Origin of the sequence: Roseospira navarrensis (assembly GCF_009601025.1) — a bacterium.
In the GTDB taxonomy this organism is placed as follows: Bacteria; Pseudomonadota; Alphaproteobacteria; order Rhodospirillales; family Rhodospirillaceae; genus Rhodospira; species Rhodospira navarrensis.
Genome location: NZ_WIVE01000104.1, coordinates 1 through 8,053 on the forward strand (window position 1 = coordinate 1; position 8,053 = coordinate 8,053).

General features: G+C 70.0%; 7 protein-coding genes. 3 read left to right on the forward strand and 4 right to left on the reverse strand.

The window, feature by feature from the left end; translation table 11 throughout:
- Nucleotides 1-468: 468 nt before the first annotated feature.
- The gene (locus tag GHC57_RS18235) at nucleotides 469-2,013 is read right to left on the reverse strand and encodes a pyridoxal-phosphate dependent enzyme (protein ID WP_153346954.1); all 1,545 of its coding nucleotides are present in this window, start codon (nucleotides 2,011-2,013) and stop codon (nucleotides 469-471) included.
- Nucleotides 2,014-2,309: 296 nt separating this feature from the next.
- Between GHC57_RS18235 and bchI the strand changes: the two genes are divergently transcribed.
- From bchI to bchO, 3 genes are read left to right on the forward strand one after another with little or no spacing between them, the layout of a single operon-like run.
- The gene (bchI, locus tag GHC57_RS18240) at nucleotides 2,310-3,353 is read left to right on the forward strand and encodes a magnesium chelatase ATPase subunit I (RefSeq protein ID WP_153346956.1); all 1,044 of its coding nucleotides are present in this window, start codon (nucleotides 2,310-2,312) and stop codon (nucleotides 3,351-3,353) included.
- A gap of 1 nt (nucleotide 3,354) precedes the next feature.
- Nucleotides 3,355-5,217: a magnesium chelatase subunit D gene (locus GHC57_RS18245; RefSeq protein ID WP_153346958.1), complete on the forward strand. Its 1,863-nt coding sequence runs from the start codon at nucleotides 3,355-3,357 to the stop codon at nucleotides 5,215-5,217.
- 29 nt (nucleotides 5,218-5,246) lie between these two features.
- Nucleotides 5,247-6,155 carry an alpha/beta fold hydrolase BchO gene (gene bchO, locus GHC57_RS18250; RefSeq protein ID WP_153346960.1) on the forward strand — a complete coding sequence of 303 codons (909 nt, stop codon included), beginning with the start codon at nucleotides 5,247-5,249 and terminating at the stop codon, nucleotides 6,153-6,155.
- A 51-nt stretch (nucleotides 6,156-6,206) separates the two neighbouring features.
- Here bchO and GHC57_RS18255 read toward each other — a convergent pair whose 3' ends face one another.
- From GHC57_RS18255 to GHC57_RS18265, 3 genes are all read right to left on the reverse strand, one after another.
- The gene (locus GHC57_RS18255; protein WP_153346962.1) at nucleotides 6,207-6,770 is read right to left on the reverse strand and encodes a hypothetical protein; all 564 of its coding nucleotides are present in this window, start codon (nucleotides 6,768-6,770) and stop codon (nucleotides 6,207-6,209) included.
- Between the two features lie 267 nt (nucleotides 6,771-7,037).
- Nucleotides 7,038-7,457 carry an alternative ribosome rescue aminoacyl-tRNA hydrolase ArfB gene (arfB, locus tag GHC57_RS18260; protein WP_153346964.1) on the reverse strand — a complete coding sequence of 140 codons (420 nt, stop codon included), beginning with the start codon at nucleotides 7,455-7,457 and terminating at the stop codon, nucleotides 7,038-7,040.
- A 51-nt stretch (nucleotides 7,458-7,508) separates the two neighbouring features.
- A complete protein-coding gene (locus tag GHC57_RS18265; protein ID WP_153346966.1) occupies nucleotides 7,509-7,772 on the reverse strand; it encodes a glutaredoxin domain-containing protein in 264 nt (87 codons plus the stop codon).
- Nucleotides 7,773-8,053 lie beyond the last annotated feature (281 nt).

Consider the following 8,053-nt stretch of genomic DNA (forward strand, 5'->3'; position numbering starts at 1 on the left):
GTTCACGTTATGTTCTACGCCGTTTCAGGCCACCTGTCACCACATGATGTGGTCCCGGACTCAAAGGGATAAGCCTTCCAGAGATATCCGCCACGGTTATTTTTTTGCTGGGCGAAAAGTACGTGCAGGCATTGCCGCACAGCGTGGGGGTATCCGATGTGGCGCGGGGTCCGGGAGCGGGCGGAATGGAGAAATCGGCGTTCGCCAGCAGAAAGGGTGTTCTGGACATTGCGTGGTCCTTTCTTCTCGTCTTGTTGCGCATCAGGAACGAGAAGATGCTAGCATGATTTCCAGGTACACCTAGATTTTTCTGCAAAGTTTAAGAATGTGGCCCGATAAAACCCGATTTTTCCTACGACCTTTTTCGATGAATGTCGCCCTGCTCCCCGTCAAAGGCCCGGCGGCGCCGGCGCAGTCGCGCCGGCCGCCCGAAGAAGAAGAAAAGGTCACCCTTTTCGTCGGGCGGTATCAAATCACCTCCAGCATACGGCGGATGGCGTCGTCTTCCACCGGGCGGACGGTCACCACGCTGGCGGGGTCCTTGACGATGCGGTCAAAGGCGGCGCGGTCCTCGGCGCTGGCGAACTCGAAGCCCATGAGGGCGCGGCCGATGGTCTCGCCGGTGTAGCGATAGTTGAAGTAGCAGATGTTGGCGACCTGCGACGCCTGCCGCAGGAAGTCGCGCAACGCCCCCGCGCGTTCCGGGAAGTGGACCCGCAGCAGCACCGGGTCCCGGAACAGGGTCGGGTTGTAGGGGATCACCCGATAGCGGATGTCGGCGTGCCCGGTCACGTCCTCGGCCGCCAGACCGAGGGCCTGGAACTGGTCGTCCAGGTGCTCGATCTCCGCCGGCGTGCCCTGGAAGGCCACCACGGGCCAGGCCTGGGTGTCGTGGATCTTGCCGTACAGGAAGGCGGCGATGCTGACATCCGGCACCTGATCCAGCAGGCCCAGCAGACCGCCGGGCTCCTCCCCGATGTGAAAGCGGAAATAGCGCCGCGTGTGCGCGCCCACGGCCGCCCCGCCCGCGATCAGCGTCAGCTTGCCGAAGTCCATGTTCGCGCCGCACAGGATGACGGCCGCGCGGCGACCCGCCACCTCGTCCGGGCGCTCGTCGGCCATCCGGCTCAGACCGGCCAGCCCCATGGCGCCGGAGGGCTCCGGGATCACCCGGCTCAGCTCCCACATGGTCTGGATGGCCGCGCAGACCTCGTCGTTGGTGACGGTGATGATCTCATCCAGGGCGTCCCGGCACAGAGTGAAGGTCAGGTCCCCCGGCCGCGTCACCGCCGTGCCGTCGCAGAAGCGGTCCACGTCGGGCAGGGTGACGGGCTCGCCGGCCGCCAGCGAGGCCTTCATGCTGGCCTGGTCCACGCCCTCCACGCCGATGATGCGGGCGTTCGGGTAGTGCAGCCGGATCCAGGTGCCCACACCGGCCGCCAGCCCGCCACCACCGATCTGCACGAACACCAGATCGAACGGCCCCTTGCCGGACAGGATCATCTCATCGGCGATGGTCGCCTGTCCGGCGATGGTATAGAGGTCGTCGAAGGGGTGGATGAACACCATCCCATGCGCCTCGGCGTGGGCATGGGCGGCCGTCGCGGCCTCGTTGTAGCTGTCGCCGACCAGCACCACCTCGACATCCGCCCCGCCGTGCAGCCGGACCGCCGTCTGCTTCATCTGCGGCGTCGAGCGCGGCATGAAGATCACCGCCGGAATGCCCAGCCGCCGCGCGCTGAGCGCAACGCCCTGCGCATGATTGCCGGCCGAGGCCGCGACCACGCCGCGCGCGCCCTCCTCCTCCACCATGCGGGCGGTGCAGTTCTGCGCCCCGCGCCATTTGTAGGCGTTGATGGGCGACAGGTCCTCGCGCTTGATCCAGGTCTCGAAGGCGTCGCTCAGCGGCAGCCGCTCCAGCGGAGTCGGCTGGCCGACCCGATAGACCCGCTCGCGCGCCTTCAGGATCTCGGCGATCAGGGTGTTCTTGAGCTGGGGCGAGGCGTGAACCATGCGGCGGGGCGTCCTTGGGCGGGGGATAACGCGGGGCGGGCCCGGATCACCTTGGGGACGGCCCGCCTTCGATGTCAATCCGGCCGCATCCGGCCGCGCACCCTTGCACCGGGGACCCAACGGGGGGCATAGTCCCGCGCTGGAGTCCCGGGTACCCCCGCGAGGGCCGACCCGGCCTGCCGTTCTGTTGGCCTGACGTTCAAGGAAAGCCGCACACCCATGACCGCCTGCGCTCTCGATCCCGCCGTCGTCCGATCCGCCCTGCCCCGCGTCTCCCTCCAGGGAGGGTGCTGACCATGGCCATGGCGTTCCCCTTCTCGGCCATCGTGGGCCAGGACGAAATGAAGCTGGCGCTGCTGATCGCCGCCGTCGATCAGGGCGTGGGCGGCGTGATGGTGTTCGGCGACCGCGGCACCGGCAAGTCCACCGCCGTGCGCGCGCTGGCGGCCCTGCTGCCGCCCATGTCGGTGGTCAAGGGCTGCCGCTTCAACGGTGACCCCAAGCGCCACCAGGACAGTTGCGCCACGACCTGCGACATCCAGGGCAAGATCGCCGACGGCGCCCCGATGGAGACCGAGGACGCCGCGGTGCCGGTCGTGGACCTGCCGCTGGGCGCCACCGAGGACCGCGTGGTCGGCGCGCTCGACCTGGAACGTGCGCTGACCCAGGGCGAAAAGGCGTTCGAGCCCGGCCTGCTGGCCCGCGCCCATCGCGGCTTCCTGTATATCGACGAGGTAAACCTGCTGGAGGACCACCTGGTGGACCTGCTGCTCGACGTGGCCGCCTCGGGCGAGAACGTGGTGGAGCGCGAGGGCCTCAGTGTCCGCCACCCCGCCAAGTTCGTGCTGGTCGGCTCCGGCAACCCCGAGGAAGGCGAGCTGCGCCCGCAGTTGCTGGACCGTTTCGGCCTCGCCGTCGAGGTGACCACGCCGAAGGAACTGGAAACCCGCGTGAGCGTGGTCCGCCGCCGCGATGCCTTCGAACGTGACCCGGCCGGCTTCCTGGCCACCTGGCAGCAGGCCGAGGCCGGCGAGGCCCAGCGCATCCGCGAGGCGCGCGACCGCGTGCAGGACGTGGAGGTGCCCGACGACGTGCTGAACACCGTCGCCAAGCTCTGCATGACCCTGGGCACCGACGGCCTGCGCGGCGAGCTGACCGTGATCCGCGCCGCCCGCGCCCTGGCCGCGCTGGAAGGCGACGTGGAGGTGGACGAGGGCCACGTGCGCAAGGTGGCCTCGATGGCCCTGCGCCACCGCCTGCGCCGCGATCCGCTGGACGAATCCGGCTCCACCGTGCGCGTCGAGCGGGCGGTCGTGGAGGTTCTGGGCGAGGTCGCCTGATATGGAAATCCTGGGCTCCTTCGCGCCCGACCCGGCAGGGCTGGGACCGGGCCAGACGCCGGCGGACGAGGCCGGGGACCGCCCGGTCCACGATCCCTGGACCGATGCCGCGCTGGTCGCGGCCATGGTCGCGGTCGATCCCGCCGGTCTGGGCGGCGTGATGCTGAAGGCGTTGCCCGGCCCGGCGCGCGACGCCTGGCTGGAGATGCTGCGCGCCCTCTTGCCGGCGGAGGCCCCGCTGCGGCGGGTGCCGCTGCATGTGACGGACGAACGCCTGCTGGGCGGGCTCGACCTGGCCGCGACCCTGCACGCCGGTCGTCCGGTGGCGGAAAAGGGCCTGCTGGTGGAGGCCGACGGCGGCGTCATCGTGCTGGCCATGGCCGAACGCCTGACCCAGGCCTTCGCCGCCAAGCTGGGTATGGCCGTGGATCACGGCGCGGTCCGGGTGGAGCGCGACGGCATCGCCGCGCTGACCCCCACCCGCTTCGGTGTGGTGGCGCTGGACGAATCCGTGGGCCCGGACGAAGGGCCGCCGGACGCCCTGATGGACCGCCTCGCCTTTCACATGGAGCTGGAGGGCCTGCGCCAGCGCGACATCGGCGAAGCCCTGCACGAGGCCGACGAGATCCGGGCGGCGCGCGAGTTGCTGGCGTCCGTGACCATCGAGGACAAGGCGCTGGAGGCCCTGTGCGGCGCGGCCCTGTCCATGGGCGTGGCCTCGCTGCGGGCGCCCCTGTTCGCGCTGCGCGTGGCCCGCGCCGCCGCGGCCCTGGACCGCCGCACGGCGGTGGAACAGGACGACTTGACCCTGGCCGCCCGGCTGGTGCTGGCGCCGCGCGCCACCCGCATCCCCGAGATGCCGCCGCCGCCGCCGCCCGAGGAGGACGAGCAGGACGAGGAAGAGCCGCCGCCCCCGCCGGACGAGGGCGAGGAGGAGCGCCAGGACGAAGACGACAAGCCGCTTGAGGATCAGATCGTGGATGCCGCGCAGGCCGCCATCCCGGCGAACCTGCTGGCCCGCCTGATGGCGGCGGCGGACCGCAAGCGGCGTCAGGGCATCCTCGGCCGCTCCGGCGAGCAGCGCAAGGCGCTGACCCGGGGCCGCCCCATCGGCTCGCGCCGGGGCGACCCGCGCGCCGGCGCCCGGCTGGCGCTGATCGACACGCTGCGCTCGGCCGCGCCCTGGCAGCCGCTGCGGCGCGCGGAAATGGCCCAGTGGGCCGATCCGGACCGGCCGCTGCCGCGCGTTCTGGTGCGCAAGGACGATTTCCGCATCACCCGCTTCAAGAAGCGCTCGCAGGCCGTCATCATCTTCGCCGTGGACGCCTCGGGCTCGTCGGCGATCGCGCGGCTGGGCGAGGCCAAGGGCGCCATCGAACTGCTGCTGGCCGACTGCTACGCGCGCCGCGACCAGGTCGCCCTGATCGCCTTCCGGGGCAAGGGGGCGGAAACGCTGCTGCCGCCGACGCGCTCGCTGGCGCGGGCCAAGAAGCGGCTGGCCGGCTTCCCGGGCGGGGGCGGCACGCCGCTGGCGGCGGGCATCGAGGCCGCGCACATCATGGCCGAGGTGGCCCGCACGCGGGGTGAGACTCCGTCGGTGGTGATCCTCACCGACGGCCGCGCCAACGTGACGCTGGAGGGCATCGGCGGCCGCGCCAAGGCCGAGGAAGACGCCAAGGCCGCGGCGGAGGGCATGCGCGCCATCGGGGTTTCGGTGCTGCTGGTGGACACGTCGCTGCGTCCGGCCCCCAAGGCGGAGGCGCTGGCGCATACGATGGGCGCCACCTACATGCCCCTGCCCCGGGCGGACGCGCGGGCGCTGTCCGTGGCGGCGCGCAGCGCCGCCCAGACGGCGGACTCTTAGGGGCGATGTCGGAGTCGGAGCGGCGGCGCATGGTCTTCCGGGCACGCAGACCGGACTGGGAGACGGTGGGCCGCGACTGGCCCAACCGAGAGCACAGCCGTTTCCCCGTGGCCCACGGCTTCCGCTGGCACGTGCAGTTGGCCGGCCGGGGCCCCGTGCTGCTGCTGCTGCACGGCACGGGAGCAACGACCCACTCCTTCCGCGACCTGCTGCCGATCCTGGCCGAGCACTTCACCGTGATCGTCCCTGACCTGCCCGGGCACGGCTTCACGGCCAACCCGCCGGCCAGCGCCTTCACCCTGCCCGGCATGGGCCGGGCGGTCGCCGCTTTGTTGCGTGAGAGCCATCTGAAGCCCGACCTGGTGGTGGGGCATTCGGCGGGCGCGGCGATCCTCATCCGCATGGCGCTGGACAAGCAGATCCACCCCAAGGCGATCGTCAGCCTGAACGGGGCCCTGCTGCCGTTCAAGGGCTCGTCGGGGCACTGGTTCTCGGGGCTCGCCAAGCTGCTGCTGATGAACCCGCTGGTGCCGCGCATGTTCGCCTGGAGCGCCACCAACCAGAGCCACGTCGAGGACCTGATCCGCAACACCGGCTCGGACATCGATTGGCGCGGCCTGGAGCTGTACGGGCGGCTGTTCCGCGAACCCGGGCACGTGGGCGGCGCGCTGGCCATGATGGCGAACTGGGATTTGCGGGCGCTGCGGGATCTGGTGGCGCACCTCGACATGCCGCTGGAGCTTCTGGTCGGCGAGCGCGACAAGACCATCCAGCCCGCCGACGCCGAGATGATCGCCGACCGCGCCCCGAACGCCCGTTTGCGGATGCTGCCGGGCCTGGGCCATCTGGCGCACGAGGAACGCCCCGACGAGATCGCCGCGCTGATCCTCTCGCTCGCCCGCGATCACGGGGTGCTGGAACAGAAAACCGGCGGATGAGTCGGACTCATCCGCCGGTCATATAACGTCAGGCAGAAGGGGGCGGCGGGATCAGGCCGCCGAGTCGGCGGCGGCCGGCGGCATGCTGTCGCAGAACGACTCCAGCCACGCCAGCGCGCGTTCCGCCTGGGCGATTTCGTGATCCAGCCAGTCCTTGAACGGCCCATGGCGATGCCCGTGCGCCTTGCGCATGTCGAGCAGGCGGTTCAACTCGGTCTCGCGCGAATCCAGCAGCAGTTCGGCCTGGGCCGCGCGATCTTCCGGCGGCAGCAGATGCAGGAACCGGAACTTCAGCGCCGTGACCAGCTTGGACAGATCAGAGGACGACCGCAGATTCGCGGTCATCAGGCGGCGCAGTTCCTCGCGGCCGGCGTCGGTGATCTCCAGTTGGGCGGTGTCGTCCAGGGTGGATCCGTCGGTGGTGCGGATCAGGCCCTCGATGTGCAGCAGCTCCATGGAACTGCCCAGCAGGTCCAGCGACGGCCCAGTGATGCGCGTGATGAAGTCGCGCACCTGACGGGCGATCTCGGCATAGCTGTCGGGCGCGTCGGCGATGGTGCCCAGGGCACACAGCCGAACGGTCTCGCGCGGGGTCAATGTCTTGTCTGCGAACATGGCGGCACCTCGTGCGACTGGACGGGGAGAAGCCCCCGTCGCGACGGGTCCCGCGGCGCCGTTGCCGGCCTGTCCATGCGAGACCCCCTCCTGCCCTCGTATACGTTCTCTGAGACAGACCCGGATCACAGGCCGTGATGCTCCACGGATGAGCGCCTGTGATGAGAGTCCATCTTAACAGGACGGATATGGAAACGCCACGCCTCCCGGTCAAGAACCGGCCTGTCCTGACGATATAAGCAGGAAGGGGCCGCCTCCCACGACGGCCTAGTCCGTCCCTACCCGTCCGCGCAGGGCCTTGGTGCGGCCGCGCTGGGCCTTGCCGGCCAGACGGCGTTCCTTGGCGCCGCGGGTGGGCTTGGTCGGCTTGCGGGGGGTGGGCGCGTGGGTCGCCGCCCGGATCAGGTCGGCGAGTCGCGCGCGGGCGTCGGCGCGATTGCGCTCCTGCTGGCGGAAGCGGTCGGCGGTGATGACCAGCACGCCGTCGCGGGTCAGCCGACGGCCGGCCAGCCGCTCCAGACGCGCACGGACCGCCTCCGGCAGCGAGGGCGAGTGGCGCACGTCGAACCGCAGGCAGACGGCGGTCTCGACCTTGTTGACGTTCTGGCCGCCGGGACCGGAGGCGCGGGCGAAGGTCTCCTCGATCTCCGCGTCCGGAATGGCGAGTGTGGGGGTGACGGTCAGCATGACGGGCTCGTTGTCGGGCGGGCGTCCCGGCCGCGGCCCCCCACGGAGGGATCAGGTCGCGGCGCCGGCGCCCTTCAGCTTGGTCAGGATCGGCTGTTCGTACTGCATCAGCGTGTCGTAGCCGCCGATCAGATTGCCGTCCATGAGGATCTGGGGCACCGTCCGGGCATCCGGCAGGCGCTGCTTCATGTCGGTAAAGGCGGCGGCGGTGGAGACGTCGTGCTCCTCGTACGCAACACCGTGCTCCTGCATCCAGGCCTTGGCCTTGGCGCAGAAAGTGCAGTTGGATTTGGTGTAGATCTCAACCTTGACCATGGCACGCCCTCTGTCTGTACGCGTTCGGACCCTTTCGCGCGTCGATATAGACCTGTTGCGGCGCGGCGGCAACCCACCGACCGGACCCCATCAGGGCAACGGGGGCAGGGTATCGGGATTGCGCAGGCCGCACGGTTCACTCTGCCTCCCGAGATCCTTCGCGCCTTAAGGGCGCTCAGGATGACAAAATTAAAGGCTCAAATAGCGTTCGCTATGCATTCCCGGATTTGGTATCATGAAGGATACCGAACGCGGGAGGCGGGCATGGATCGGGACACGTT

Bases quoted from the DNA above. Each gene is read 5' to 3' on its own strand.
- GHC57_RS18235 (WP_153346954.1), bottom strand. From the start codon at position 2,013: ATGGTTCACGCCTCGCCCCAGCTCAAGAACACCCTGATCGCCGAGATC.
- GHC57_RS18265 (WP_153346966.1), bottom strand. From the start codon at position 7,772: ATGGTCAAGGTTGAGATCTACACCAAATCCAACTGCACTTTCTGCGCC.
- GHC57_RS18245 (WP_153346958.1), top strand. From the start codon at position 3,355: ATGGAAATCCTGGGCTCCTTCGCGCCCGACCCGGCAGGGCTGGGACCG.
- arfB (WP_153346964.1), bottom strand. From the start codon at position 7,457: ATGCTGACCGTCACCCCCACACTCGCCATTCCGGACGCGGAGATCGAG.
- bchI (WP_153346956.1), top strand. From the start codon at position 2,310: ATGGCCATGGCGTTCCCCTTCTCGGCCATCGTGGGCCAGGACGAAATG.
- bchO (WP_153346960.1), top strand. From the start codon at position 5,247: ATGGTCTTCCGGGCACGCAGACCGGACTGGGAGACGGTGGGCCGCGAC.
- GHC57_RS18255 (WP_153346962.1), bottom strand. From the start codon at position 6,770: ATGTTCGCAGACAAGACATTGACCCCGCGCGAGACCGTTCGGCTGTGT.